Origin of the sequence: Pseudomonas sp. MWU318, from assembly GCF_016756945.1 — a bacterium.
In the GTDB taxonomy this organism is placed as follows: Bacteria; Pseudomonadota; Gammaproteobacteria; order Pseudomonadales; family Pseudomonadaceae; genus Aquipseudomonas; species Aquipseudomonas putida_A.
On sequence record NZ_JAESJL010000012.1, the window covers coordinates 141,031 to 153,895 of the forward strand.

At 60.4% G+C, this 12,865-nt stretch carries 13 protein-coding genes; 8 read left to right on the forward strand and 5 right to left on the reverse strand.

The genetic code is table 11. The annotated features are described in order from the left end of the window. Positions 1-45: 45 nt before the first annotated feature. The 3 genes from dgcA to JN524_RS24445 all read right to left on the reverse strand — a co-directional run bounded on the left by dgcA (position 46) and on the right by JN524_RS24445 (position 3,736). Positions 46-2,106, reverse strand: coding sequence for a dimethylglycine demethylation protein DgcA (dgcA, locus tag JN524_RS24435; protein WP_202370998.1), 2,061 nt, complete (start codon positions 2,104-2,106; stop codon positions 46-48). Between the two features lie 15 nt (positions 2,107-2,121). Beyond that, positions 2,122-2,652, reverse strand: coding sequence for a DUF5943 domain-containing protein (locus tag JN524_RS24440; RefSeq protein WP_007926354.1), 531 nt, complete (start codon positions 2,650-2,652; stop codon positions 2,122-2,124). A 106-nt stretch (positions 2,653-2,758) separates the two neighbouring features. Continuing rightward, positions 2,759-3,736: a dipeptidase gene (locus JN524_RS24445; protein ID WP_007962626.1), complete on the reverse strand. Its 978-nt coding sequence runs from the start codon at positions 3,734-3,736 to the stop codon at positions 2,759-2,761. Between the two features lie 234 nt (positions 3,737-3,970). Between JN524_RS24445 and JN524_RS24450 the strand changes: the two genes are divergently transcribed. Further along, positions 3,971-4,372, forward strand: coding sequence for a lysozyme inhibitor LprI family protein (locus JN524_RS24450; RefSeq protein WP_202370999.1), 402 nt, complete (start codon positions 3,971-3,973; stop codon positions 4,370-4,372). 44 nt (positions 4,373-4,416) lie between these two features. Here the strand turns inward: JN524_RS24450 and JN524_RS24455 are convergent, their stop codons facing one another. After that, positions 4,417-5,436, reverse strand: coding sequence for a tyrosinase family protein (locus tag JN524_RS24455; RefSeq protein WP_237403160.1), 1,020 nt, complete (start codon positions 5,434-5,436; stop codon positions 4,417-4,419). A gap of 251 nt (positions 5,437-5,687) precedes the next feature. On the opposite strand from JN524_RS24455, the gene JN524_RS24460 reads away from it, so the two are divergent. Further along, positions 5,688-6,104 (forward strand): DUF3010 family protein, encoded by a 417-nt coding sequence (locus JN524_RS24460; protein ID WP_202371000.1) that lies wholly within the window; start codon positions 5,688-5,690, stop codon positions 6,102-6,104. A gap of 84 nt (positions 6,105-6,188) precedes the next feature. Here JN524_RS24460 and JN524_RS24465 read toward each other — a convergent pair whose 3' ends face one another. Then, a complete protein-coding gene (locus tag JN524_RS24465; RefSeq protein WP_202371001.1) occupies positions 6,189-7,133 on the reverse strand; it encodes a GlxA family transcriptional regulator in 945 nt (314 codons plus the stop codon). A gap of 191 nt (positions 7,134-7,324) precedes the next feature. On the opposite strand from JN524_RS24465, the gene JN524_RS24470 reads away from it, so the two are divergent. From JN524_RS24470 to JN524_RS24495, 6 genes are all read left to right on the forward strand, one after another. Continuing rightward, positions 7,325-8,269 carry a choline ABC transporter substrate-binding protein gene (locus tag JN524_RS24470; protein ID WP_202371002.1) on the forward strand — a complete coding sequence of 315 codons (945 nt, stop codon included), beginning with the start codon at positions 7,325-7,327 and terminating at the stop codon, positions 8,267-8,269. 76 nt (positions 8,270-8,345) lie between these two features. Beyond that, the gene (locus tag JN524_RS24475) at positions 8,346-9,233 is read left to right on the forward strand and encodes a 3-keto-5-aminohexanoate cleavage protein (protein WP_202371003.1); all 888 of its coding nucleotides are present in this window, start codon (positions 8,346-8,348) and stop codon (positions 9,231-9,233) included. A 155-nt stretch (positions 9,234-9,388) separates the two neighbouring features. Beyond that, positions 9,389-10,354, forward strand: a complete 966-nt coding sequence (locus JN524_RS24480) for an L-carnitine dehydrogenase (protein ID WP_096795714.1) — start codon at positions 9,389-9,391, stop codon at positions 10,352-10,354. A gap of 203 nt (positions 10,355-10,557) precedes the next feature. Next, entirely contained in the window at positions 10,558-11,034 is a 477-nt protein-coding gene (locus JN524_RS24485; RefSeq protein WP_103368835.1) for a thioesterase family protein, read from the forward strand. A 23-nt stretch (positions 11,035-11,057) separates the two neighbouring features. Continuing rightward, positions 11,058-12,221 carry a gamma-butyrobetaine dioxygenase gene (locus JN524_RS24490; protein WP_202371004.1) on the forward strand — a complete coding sequence of 388 codons (1,164 nt, stop codon included), beginning with the start codon at positions 11,058-11,060 and terminating at the stop codon, positions 12,219-12,221. A gap of 353 nt (positions 12,222-12,574) precedes the next feature. Beyond that, the gene (locus tag JN524_RS24495) at positions 12,575-12,838 is read left to right on the forward strand and encodes a hypothetical protein (RefSeq protein ID WP_041063364.1); all 264 of its coding nucleotides are present in this window, start codon (positions 12,575-12,577) and stop codon (positions 12,836-12,838) included. Positions 12,839-12,865: the final 27 nt, after the last annotated feature.

Here is a 12,865-nt window from a genome sequence, read left to right on the forward strand (position 1 = left end):
AAGATCGCAGCCTTCGGCAGCTCCTACAGGGTCATGTGCAAGCCCTTAGAAGTCTTTGCACAACCGCAACGCGTCGTAGATCGCAGCGTGGGTATTACGCTGCGCCACGCAGTCGCCGATGCGGAACAGCAAGTAGCCGTCACCGGTGCTGCTCAACGATGGCTGCGGCTGGATCGCGAACAACGCTTCGACGTCGATCTGGCCCTTGTTGCGCGAACCCTCTTTGAGCGCGTAGTAGATTTCCTCATCCGGACGCACGCCGTTTTCCACCACCACCTGATCGACCACCCGCTCCTCTTTGGCGCCGGTGTATTCGTTCTCCAGCACCGCCACCAGCTTGTCGCCTTCGCGGTAGACCTTTTCCAGCATCATGTCGCCGGTCATGATCACTTCTTTCGGGTACATGCTGCGGTAGTAGGTCGGGAACGATGTACCGCCGATGGCCACACCCGGCTTGATGTCGTCGGTGACGATCTCGACCTGGCTGCCCTTGTCGGCGAGGAAGTCGGCCACCGACATGCCGGTAAACTCGCAAATGGTGTCGTAGACCAGCACGTTCTTGCCCGGCGCGACCTTGCCGTCGAGCACGTCCCAGCTGCTGACCACCAACCCTTCGGCGGCACCCCAGTGTTCGTTCTGCTCAAGGAACGGATGCCCACCGACCGCCAGCACCACCACGTCCGGACGCAAGTCCATGATGGTGTCGGCATCTGCAGCAGTACCCAGACGCAGGTCGACTTTCAGCCGCGCCAGCTCCAGCTGGAACCAGCGGGTGATGCCGGCGATCTGGTCACGCTGCGGCGCTTTCGACGCCGTGGTGATCTGCCCGCCGATGAATTCTTTCTTCTCGAACAGGGTCACGTCGTGGCCACGTTCGGCCGCCACACGCGCAGCTTCCATCCCGGCAGGGCCGGCACCGACGATCACCACCTTGCGTTTCGGCCCGGTGGATTTCTCGATGATGTGCGGCACGCCCATGTATTCACGGGAGGTCGCGGCGTTCTGGATGCACAGCACGTCCAGACCTTGATACTGACGGTCGATGCAGTAGTTGGCGCCGACGCACTGTTTGATCTGGTCGATCTGGCCCATCTTGATCTTGGCAATCAGGTGCGGGTCGGCGATGTGCGCACGGGTCATGCCGACCATGTCGACGTAACCGCCTTCAAGGATGCGCGTGGCCTGGTTCGGGTCCTTGATGTTCTGCGCGTGCAGCACCGGAACCTTGACCACTTCCTTGATCCCGGCCGCCAGATGCAGGAACGGCTCCGGCGGATAGCTCATGTTCGGAATCACGTTGGCCAGGGTGTTGTGGGTGTCGCAACCCGAGCCGACGACGCCGATGAAATCGAGCATCCCGGTGTCGTCGTAATACTTGGCGATCTGCTTCATGTCCTCGTGGGACAAACCGTCCGGGTGGAACTCGTCACCGCAGATACGCATGCCCACGCAGAAGTCGTCACCGACCTCGGCGCGCACGGCTTTCAGCACTTCCAGACCGAACTTCATCCGGCCTTCGAAGCTGCCACCCCATTCATCGGTACGCTTGTTGACGCGCGGGCTCCAGAACTGGTCGATCATGTGCTGGTGCACGGCCGACAGCTCGACGCCGTCCAGACCACCGGCCTTGGCGCGGCGCGCCGCCTGGGCGTAATTGTCGATCACCCGCCAGATCTCTTCCGGCTCGATAGTCTTGCAGGTCGCACGGTGCACCGGTTCACGGATACCCGACGGCGACATCAGGGTCGGCCAGTGGAAACCGTCCCAGCGTGAGCGGCGGCCCATGTGGGTAATCTGGATCATGATCTTGGCGCCGTGCTTGTGCATGGCGTCGGCCAGATTCTGGAAGTGCGGAATGATCCGGTCGGTGGACAGGTTGACCGAACTCCACCATTGCTGCGGACTGTCGATGGCGACCACCGACGAACCGCCGCAGATCGCCAGGCCAATGCCGCCCTTGGCTTTCTCTTCGTAGTATTTGACGTAGCGCTCGGTGGTCATGCCACCGTCAGTCGCGTAGACCTCAGCGTGCGCGGTGCTGAGCACGCGGTTGCGGATTGTCAGTTTGCCGATCTGGATCGGCTGGAACATTGCTTCGAAAGCCATGGCGGGTTCCTCGACTTACAACGGCTTGACGGTGAACAGGCCGTCGTCGTGGCCTTCTTCGGAGCCACCGTAGACTTGCTCGGCAACGGTGCGAATCTTGCTGCCGCGTGCGGCGAGGATCTGATCCATGGCCCCGGCAAACCAGCCAGTGAACATGTAATCGACCTTGCGCCCGACCTTGCCGTACACATAGACGAATGCCGAGTGTTCGAGCTTGACGCTGGCGGTACCTTTGTCGAGGTCGATGTCCTGGATCTTGAACAGGCCCCAACCGCGTTGCGACAGGCGCTTCATGTAGTGCTCGAACACGGCGACGCCTTCCAGGCCGTGGCATTCGGCTTCTTTTTCACACCAGTGCCAGGCGGACTTGTAGCCGGCCTTGTAGAGGATCTCGGCATAGGCGTCGGCGCCCAGCACTTCCTCGATACCCATGTGGTTGTTGACGAAGAAATGACGCGGCACGTAGAGCATCGGCAGGGCGTCGGAGGTCCAGACACCGGTCTCGCTGTCGACTTCGATTGGCAATTGCGGGGCGATTTTGGCCATGGAAACTTAACTCCAGAAAAATTTAGATTCAGTGTTGGCCGCAGCCCTCACCCCAGCCCTCTCCCCGAGGGAGAGGGGGCAGATCGGCGGCGGTCTTGAGTAAGCGTTACTCGCCCCAGACGTCTTTCAGGACGTTGACCCAGTTCTCGCCCATGATCTTGCGCACCACACGCTCGGAGTGGCCGCGCTTGAGCAGGGTTTCGGTCAGGTTCGGGAACTCGCCGACAGTGCGGATGCCCAGCGGGTTGATGATCTTGCCGAAGCTGGTCAGACGACGGGCGTAGCCCTTGTCGTGGGTCAAGTATTCGAAGAAGTCCTGGCCGTGACCCTGGGTGAAGTCGGTGCCGATGCCGATGGCGTCTTCGCCGACGATGTTCATGGTGTATTCGATGGCTTCGGCGTAATCGTCGATGGTCGAATCGATACCCTTGGCAAGGAACGGCGCGAACATGGTCACGCCGACAAAACCGCCGTGGTCGGCGATGAACTTCAGTTCGGCGTCGGACTTGTTGCGTGGGTGCTCTTTCAGACCCGACGGCAGGCAGTGGGAATAGCAGACCGGTTTTTTCGATTCGAGGATGACTTCTTCGGAAGTCTTGGAACCGACGTGGGACAGGTCGCACATGACGCCGACGCGGTTCATCTCGGCGACGATTTCGCGACCGAAGCCCGACAGGCCGCCGTCACGCTCGTAGCAACCGGTGCCGACCAGGTTCTGGGTGTTGTAGCACATCTGCACGATGCCGACGCCGAGCTGCTTGAACACCTCGACATAGCCGATCTGGTCTTCAAACGCGTGGGCGTTCTGGAAGCCGAAGAGGATGCCGGTCTTGCCCTGCTCCTTGGCGCGACGGATGTCGGCGGTGGTGCGCACCGGCATCACCAGGTCGCTGTTCTCGCGGATCAGCTTCTGGCTGGCAGCGATGTTGTTAACGGTCGCCTGAAAGCCTTCCCACACCGAAACAGTGCAGTTGGCCGCCGTCAGACCGCCCTTGCGCATGTCTTCGAACAGCTCGCGGTTCCATTTGGCAATGATCAGACCGTCGATAACGATGCTGTCGGCGTGTAATTCGGCTGGGCTCATCAGGCGTCCCCTTATTGGCGATTCATGCGCCGAATCGTCTGCCGGCGCTTTGGGGCCAGCATATGCCTCGGTGCCGGGGCGACCGGGTGCAAAAACGACAGGGGAATTGCCGAAAGCGTCAATCCGCGACAAAGGGTCGCCAGGCGCTCCGATCAGCTACCTGTTCAAGCTCGCCAGCTTGAGCCAGAATCTGGCGCATCTTGGATACACCACTGGATTAGAGCGGCGACAACCATGAAATCGATCTTCCTGGCTTTGGCACTGATGGCGACCGGCGTACACGCCGCCGAAGACACCGACAACAACCCGTGCGACGCGGTGGAAAACGACGTCCAGACCCTGGAATGCTCGACCTACAGCCGCAGCACCGCCGAAGACCTGCTCAAGGACAATTACGCCAGCCTCAACGAGCGCATGCAGGCCACCTACGGCAAAAACGCCGCGCAACTGGCCGACATCAGCGCCAAACTGAAAACCGCCCAGCAACAATGGCTGAAAACCCGCGACGCCGATTGCGCCGTGGAAGCCTTCCCCGCCACCGAAGGCAGCAAGGCATTCAAGATTGCGCAGAATGACTGTGTGGCGCGGATGAGTGATGAACGGTCAGAGTTTTTGGAGTCGATTGGGCAGGAGTGATGGTCGTTCCTGTACCCGAAAGCAAAGGAACGACGAATTGAAGTTCATGGTGCCTCAAAAGGCGACTTGGGAGCACTGCGTATCAATTGCCTGGTCGGATCGTACTGATACCCGAGTTCTTTGATATCCATCATTTCTTCGACGGTCACCTGAAACGGTTTGAGCCGATCGTAATAATTATGGCCACGGGGCCCACACTCCATGGGTGCGTAATGTGGCGCCCATTGAGAGTCGTCCAGTTGTTTTTGCGCCTGCCAATCCGCCCATATCTTGTCGATGAAGCAATGATGCAGGAAGAACACCGGGTCACTTGGCGAAACCATCCAGTACATGTGGCCGCCAATCCATAGATGGACGCGGTTATGCAACTGAGAGCCATCAGTGGTAACGGCAGGATCGGCCTTATTCGTGCGCCAGCCTTCCAGCACATTGCGAAAGCCCCGGACTGTCGGATCAGCGTTATAGGGAGGCAAGTCGTAGAAGGACTCTTTCATCGCCCTGTCGAGGTCTTCCGGCGTCGGTAACGAAGTTACATGGGTCTGAAATGTTCGCCTCAGACCGGGGATGTCATAGCCGTACTCGGGAAACGCCTCTACGTGCCATTGACCTTTGGCTTGGGCAAATGGTCCATCTTTGACCAGGTTATGATCATTGGGGTCGCCATTTCCCCCCATCCATTTATCGCTCCAGATCGGCGACCGCAGCGGATCGACCGCATCAAGGGTCCAATCCCAGTAGGGTACAGTTACTGAGGGATCGATCTTGCGCAAGTCAGCCTCGAACTGCAGCAAAAAAGCCCGGTGCCATGGGAGAAACGCCGGCCCTTGATGTGCACCATTGCGATATTCGGGATGCCGTGGTTCACCACAAAGAACGGTGGGGATCATTATCTGATGGTGCACATGGACATAATGGTCGTAAAGGCCCAGACGCTTGAGCTCCAGTACGCTGCTGATGAATTTGTCCCGTTCATCCGCGCTCAATGCACGAATTTCTTTTCTGATAAGCAGTTCACGAGCTTTTTTCTTGATGACGGGTGGACGCTTGGTCTTTCTGAGGCTCATAGCAGTGCTCCCTGTATAACCCGTTTTGATGAACCGACAACCGAACGGCTGCCGGAGCTAAATCTAGGAGCTATCCAGACAAAGCGTCTACTGTCAGAAATAACAGGTCAGACACGCTATCCGATAAGCGGTCGCTCCCCTCATGAATCTCGGCTTCGGCTTTTCACCCATCGTCGAGGACGATCCATTTTGACCTCGGGTGCAGGGTGCGCGACCATCGTCACCCCTTCACACAGACTCAAGGCCCCCTCATGAACATCTGCGGCATCGAAATCAAAGGCAGCGAAGCGATCATCGCCGTGGCCGCCCTCGACGGTTCGGCCTTGAGCCACGTTGCACTGAATACCAAGAAAATCGCCCTCGACGATGATGACGAGGCGGCCAACGTCAAACGCTTCGCGGCTCAGGTCGCTTCATTTGTGCGCGAGCATTCGATTGACCGGATTGTGATCAAGAAGCGCAGCAAGAAGGGTGAGTTTGCCGGTGGGCCGACTACGTTCAAGATCGAGGGTGTGTTTCAGTTGCTGGACGGGTGTGAGGTGACGTTGTTGTCGCCGCAGACGATCAATGCCCAGGCCAAGAAGCACAACTTTGAGCTGCCGGGGACGCTGAACAAGTATCAGCATGAGGCTTATAAAGCGGCGTGTTCGGCGCTGGTGAAGAAGTAAGTTCAAAAGATCGCAGCCTTCGACAGCTCCTACAGGGAAATGCATTCCAATGCAGGAGCTGCCGAAGGCTGCGATGTTTTAATTTCAGGCCTGGGCGGTACGCCGGTCTTCGCGGGGGCAGCGTGCGAACTTCGCGCGGTAGCTGCGGGTAAAATACGACGGTGACTCAAAGCCGCAGGCGATGCTGACTTCCAGCACGCTCATATCGGTCTGGCGCAGCAACTGCCGGGCCTTTTCCAACCGCAGGCGCAGATAAAAATTGCTCGGCGTGTCGTTCAGGTGCAGCCGAAACAAGCGCTCCAGCTGCCGCCGCGTGACCTTGATCGATTCCGCCAGTTGCAGCGTGGTCAGCGGTGGTTCGCTGTGTTGCTCCATCTCGCCAATCACCTGGACCAACTTCTTGTTGCTGATGCCGTAGCGCGTGGCGACTTCCATGCGCTGGTGGTCCTTGCGCGGTCGGATCCGCCCCAACACGAACTGCTCGCTGACCTGGATTGCCAGTTGCGGGCCGTGGGCCTGTGCGATCAGATCCAGCATCAGATCGATAGACGCCGTGCCGCCCGCCGAGGTGATGCGCCGCCGGTCGATCTCGAACAGTTCCTGGGTCACGCTGAGCTGTGAATAAGATTCCTTGAACGCATCGATGGCTTCCCAATGCAGAGTCAAGCGATGGCCGTCGAGCAGGCCGGCTTCAGCGAGGACGAAACTGCCGGTGTCGATAGCGCCGAGGGTCACGCCTTCGTTGTCCAGCCGGCGCAGCCAGTGCTCAAGGGTTGGCGTGGCGAACTTCAGCGGCTCGAATCCGGCCACCACCAGCAGCGTCGCGCCTTTCTTCAGCGGCTCCAGCGCCGCGTCGGCGTTGACCGACATGCCATTGCTCGCCAGCACCGCCCCGCCATCGGCGCTGAGCACGTGCCAGCGGTACAGCTCGCCACGAAAGCGGTTGGCCACCCGCAGCGGTTCGATCGCGGAGATAAAGCCGATGGCGGAAAATCCCGGCATCAGCAGAAAGTAGAAATCCTGGGACATGGGCGCACTCGGTTAGCGGGTAGCGTGGAACGTTGATACGCCGATTGTCATCAGCGTTCAAGCGCACAGGTCGCTACAGTGCAAATGCCAGTCGCCGCAGTGCGCTTTCACGGGGCCGTTGCTGCGTAACTTTGCATCACCGGCACGCCAGATGCCGGAACTCACAATAACGACCTGCCGAGGAACCCGACATGAAACGACTGATCAGCAGCTGTGTTCTTGCACTCAGCGGTACCGCTTTCTTGAGCACCAGCGTCATGGCGGCCGAACCCGCCTCGTGCCAGAACGTGCGCATGGGCGTCGTGAACTGGACCGACGTGATCGCCACCAGTGCCATGACCCAGGTCCTGCTCGACGGCCTCGGCTACAGCACCAAACAAACCAGCGCCTCCCAGCAAATCATCTTCGCCGGGATCCGCGATCAGCGGCTCGATCTGTTCCTCGGCTACTGGAACCCGCTGATGACCCAGACCATCACCCCGTTCGTCGATGCCAACCAAGTCAAAGTCCTGCCGGCACCAAGCCTGAAGGACGCCCGCGCCACCCTCGCCGTGCCGACTTATCTGGCGGACAAGGGCCTGAAGACTTTCGCCGACATCGCCAAGTTCGAGAAGGAACTGGGCGGCAAGATCTACGGCATCGAGCCGGGTTCGGGCGCCAACACGCAGATCAAGGCGATGATCGCCAAGAACCAGTTCGGCCTCGGCAAATTCCAACTCGTGGAATCCAGCGAAGCCGGGATGCTCGCCGCCGTTGACCGTGCCGTGCGCCGCAAGGAAGCCGTGGTGTTCTTCGGCTGGGCGCCGCACCCGATGAACGTCAACGTCAAGATGACTTACCTCACTGGCAGCGAAGACGCCCTCGGCCCGAACGAAGGCATGGCCACGGTGTGGACTGTCACCGCGCCGAAATACGCCGAACAGTGCCCGAACGTCGGCCGCCTGCTGAGCAACCTGACGTTCACCGCCGAAGACGAGAGCCGGATGATGCAGCCGCTGCTCGACCACAAGGATGCCTTCGAATCTGCCAGGCAATGGCTCAAGGATCACCCCGAAGACAAGCAGCGCTGGCTCGACGGTGTGACCACCTTCGACGGCAAACCGGCCGCTGAAAACCTGCAACTGACCAGCAAATAACCCAAGTCCGAACACACGCTTCGCAGCCCGAGAAAGGGCTGCGAACAGACTCAACACGCCTGAAGGAAACCGCACCATGAACCACGACGTCATCATCACCTGCGCACTCACCGGTGCTGGCGACACGACCGCCAAAAGCCCCCACGTGCCGGTCACCCCGAAACAGATTGCAGCGGCTGCAGTAGAAGCGGCCAAGGCCGGCGCCACCGTCGTCCACTGCCATGTGCGCGATCCGCAGACCGGCAAATTCAGCCGTGACGTGGCGCTGTACCGCGAAGTGATGGAGCGCATCCGCGAGGCGGACGTCGACATCATCGTCAACCTCACCGCCGGCATGGGCGGCGACCTGGAAATCGGCCCGGGCGAACGGCCGATGGAGTTCGGCCCGAACACCGATCTGGTCGGTCCGCTGACCCGTCTGGCCCACGTTGAAGAACTGCTGCCGGAAATCTGCACCCTCGATTGCGGCACGCTGAACTTCGGCGACGGCGACACCATTTACGTCTCGACCCCGGCGCAACTGCGCGCCGGCGCCAAGCGCATCACCGAGCTGGGGGTGAAGGCCGAACTGGAAATTTTCGACACCGGCCACCTGTGGTTCGCCAAGCAGATGATCAAGGAAGGCTTGCTCGACAACCCGCTGTTCCAGCTGTGCCTGGGCATCCCGTGGGGTGCGCCGGCCGACACCACCACCATGAAAGCCATGGTCGACAACCTGCCCGCCGATGCGGTGTGGGCCGGGTTCGGCATCGGCCGCATGCAGATGCCAATGGCCGCGCAAGCGGTGCTGCTCGGCGGCAACGTGCGGGTCGGCCTGGAAGACAACCTGTGGCTGGACAAGGGCGTGCTGGCGACCAACGGTCAACTGGTCGAACGCGCCAGCGAAATTCTTAGTCGCCTCGGCGCCCGCGTGCTGACCCCGGCTGAGGGCCGCAAGAAGATGGGCCTGACCCAGCGCGGCTGAATCCCAGCCCCAAAAATGGTGCTCTGACTGCACCCCGATTTCACCTGTAGGAGCTGCCGAAGGCTGCGATCTTTTGATTTTGATTGTTTGAAGCAAGATCAAAAGATCGCAGCCTTCGGCAGCTCCTACAGGAAACACCTTTTCAGGGAGTTCCCATGAGCTTTATCACCGACATCAAAACCTTCGCCGCCCTCGGCAGCGGTGTCATCGGCAGCGGCTGGGTCGCGCGTGCCCTCGCCCATGGCCTCGACGTGGTGGCCTGGGACCCGGCGCCCGGCGCTGAAGCTGCGCTGCGCAAACGCGTGGCCAATGCCTGGGGTGCGCTGGAGAAAAACGGTCTGGCGCCCGGCGCCTCGCAGGATCGTCTGCGTTTTGTCGCGACCATCGAGGAATGCGTGCGCGATGCCGATTTCATTCAGGAAAGCGCCCCGGAACGCCTCGAGCTGAAACTCGATCTGCACAGCAAAATCAGCGCAGCGGCCAAGCCCGATGCGCTGATCGGATCCAGCACCTCCGGCCTGTTGCCGAGCGAGTTCTACGAGAGTTCGACCCACCCTGAGCGCTGCGTGGTCGGACATCCGTTCAACCCGGTTTACCTGTTGCCGCTAGTGGAAGTGGTCGGAGGCAAGAACACCGCGCCCGAGGCCGTGCAAGCGGCGATGAAAGTCTACGAATCCCTCGGCATGCGCCCGCTGCATGTGCGCAAGGAAGTGCCGGGGTTTATCGCTGACCGCTTGCTTGAGGCGCTGTGGCGTGAGGCGTTGCATCTGGTCAACGACGGCGTGGCGACTACTGGCGAGATCGACGACGCGATCCGTTTTGGCGCCGGTCTGCGCTGGTCGTTCATGGGCACGTTCCTGACCTATACGCTGGCCGGCGGTGACGCGGGGATGCGCCACTTCATGTCGCAGTTCGGCCCGGCGTTGCAGTTGCCGTGGACTTATCTGCCGGCACCGGAACTGACCGACAAGCTGATCGACGATGTGGTCGATGGCACCAGCGATCAGCTTGGCCGCCACAGCATTTCGGCGCTGGAGCGCTATCGTGATGACTGCCTGCTGGCGGTGCTGGAGGCGGTGAAGACCACCAAAGAAAAGCATGGAATGAGTTTCAGCGAGTGATCCCCTCACCCTAACCCTCTCCCGGGGGGAGAGGGGACTGACCGAGGTGATGGGCGAGTTACACCGACTTGAAATACCGAGCCGAACACAGGCTTTGAAAAGCCCCCGATCTGCTCCCTTTCCCCCTCTCCCCTATGGGGAGAGGGCTGGGGTGAGGGGTGGCTTTTGATCTTGATGACCCTTCAACTGCCGGAACCAACATCATGCCCACTCTCACCACCTACCAAACCACCATCATCCCCGACTGGGTCGACTACAACGGCCATCTGCGCGACGCCTTCTACCTGCTGATTTTCAGCTACGCCACCGACGCGCTGATGGACCGTCTCGGCATGGACAGCAACAACCGCGAAGCCAGCGGCCACTCGCTGTTTACCCTTGAACTGCACCTGAATTACCTGCACGAAGTGAAGCTCGACGCCGAGGTCGAGGTGCGCACGCAGATCATCGGTCACGACAGCAAACGCCTGCACCTCTATCACAGCCTGCACCTGGCCGGCGACGACAAGGAACTGGCCGGTAACGAGCAGATGCTGTTGCACGTCGATCTCGCCGGCCCACGTTCCGCGCCGTTCACCCCGGACACCTTGAGCCGCCTGCAAGCCATCGCCGCCGAGCAAGTCGATCTGCCCGCCCCGGCTTACATCGGTCGGGTCATCGCCCTGCCACCCGCCCGTTAATCCCTCCCACGCAAGGAGCCGCCATGCACACCGCTGCCGCTGTTGCCGATTTCCGTACTTATCCGTTGATCAGCGCGCTGAGCGGCGTGCAGAACCTGACGGATCGCGTGTCGATTGCCTGGGCCGATGGCCGCATCAGCCCGTTCCATCACGTCTGGTTGCGAGATAACTGCCCGTGCGAGCAGTGCGTCTACAACGTTACCCGCGAGCAGGTATTCGAGATCGTCGATGCTGCGCCGGATCTGGTCCCCGCCAACGCGCACATCGACAGCGACGGCTGTCTGCGGATCGACTGGCAGGACGGCCATCGCAGTCGCTTCGATCCGGGCTGGCTGCGCGCCCACGCCTATGACGACGAATCCCGCGCCGAACGTCTGGCCGCCAAACCCAAGGCTTACCTGTGGCGCAGCGATTTGCAGCTACCGGTATTCGAATATTCAGCGCTGATGAACGACAACGGCGCGCTGCTGCAATGGTTGGTCGCGGTACGCGACATCGGCCTGACCCAAGTGCGCGGCGTGCCCACCGAGCCGGGTTCGCTGAAGCTGATCGCCCAGCGCATTTCGTTCATCCGCGAGAGCAACTTCGGCGTGCTGTTCAACGTGCAGTCCAAGGCCGATGCCGACAGCAACGCCTACACCGCTTTCAACCTGCCGTTGCACACGGACTTGCCGACTCGCGAGCTGCAACCGGGGCTGCAGTTTCTACATTGCCTGGTGAATGATGCCGAGGGTGGCGAGAGTATTTTTGTCGACGGTTTTGCGATTGCCGATGCTTTGCGTCAGGAAGCACCGGAGCTGTTCCAGGCGCTGTGCGAAATCCCCGTGCAATTCCGCAACAAGGACCGCCACAGCGACTATCGTTGCCTGGCGCCGATCATTGCGCTGGACGCGTTGGGCCGGGTTGCGGAGATTCGCATGGCGAACTTTTTGCGCGGCGCATTCGATACATCGGTGGAGCAGATGCCGCTGCTGTACCGGGCCTATCGGCGCTTGATTGCGATGACCCGCGAGCCACGGTTTCGACTGATGCAGCGACTCAATCCGGGTGAGCTGTGGTGCTTCGATAACCGCCGCACGCTGCATGCGCGCAATGCATTTGATCCGGCCAGTGGGGCGCGGCATTTCCAGGGCTGCTATATCGACCGGGACGAGTTGTTGTCGCGGATTCTGGTGTTGCAACGCTAATCCGCTAGAAGCAAAAGATCGCAGCCTTCGGCAGCTCCTACAGGGGATCGCGTTTCAACTGTAGGAGTTGCCGGAGGCTGCGATCTTTTGACTTTCATAAAATTAAAAAAAGCCCCGATACAAGCCGTGACAGGATCGGGGCGGAGGGTACTGTTGAGGAGCTGCCAGTCGAGGGTGACCAAACCGTCGTGTAGCGAGCTGAAGTCAGTGTGCCCACTCCCCTTGGCACTGAGTTAGCCGAAAACGACCTGTTCATAGCCGTCGCGGCCACTGTGACAAATCGCCCTTGCCGTCACTCCCCACGCCCACCAGAATCGAATCACGACCTCCGTTGCCGAAGAAGGAAGCGCGCCATGATGTATGCCGATTTGATCGATCAGGAAGACTTGTTGGGCCAGCTCAAGGCATTGGGTTTTCAAGTGCCGAGCGGCTCGACTGCCGAGCAGGCCTGTGAGTGTGCGGTGCGTGGTCTGGACAATGTTCGCGCGTTTGAATTGCGCAAGATGGTCAAGGACATGTACACCAGCGGCGCCAGTATCCAGCCAGCGGTGCGCCAGGCGATCGACAAGCAGTTGTTGCCGGCGTTGGCGCAGTTCCAACAGACCCACAGCGCCTGACAGAAGATCAAAAGATCGCAGCCTGCG